Below are 288 nucleotides of genomic sequence, written 5' to 3' on the forward strand. Positions count from 1 at the left end.
GCAGTTATTGTCGAGCCTTTAGTCGGTTCTGCTGGCGTTTACGTTCCGCCACAAGGCTACCTAGAAAAGCTACGCGCAATTACCTTGAAACACGATATTCTTCTTATTTTCGATGAAGTAATTAGTGGTTTCGGTCGTATCGGAACACCATTCGCGTCGACCCGATTCGGCATTACACCAGATCTAATGACGACGGCAAAAGGCCTCACAAATGGCGCTCTACCAATGGGTGCAGTATTTGCTGGTAATCACATTCATGATGCATTTATGCATGGGCCTGAAGAAGTC

General features: G+C 46.5%; 1 protein-coding gene. It reads left to right on the forward strand.

Annotation, left to right across the window (positions count from 1 at the left end; all coding sequences use genetic code 11):
• The coding region (locus A3762_RS05975; RefSeq protein ID WP_156493279.1) for an aminotransferase class III-fold pyridoxal phosphate-dependent enzyme at positions 1-288 on the forward strand (288 nt) is incomplete at both ends.

The organism is Oleiphilus sp. HI0125 (genome assembly GCF_001635355.1).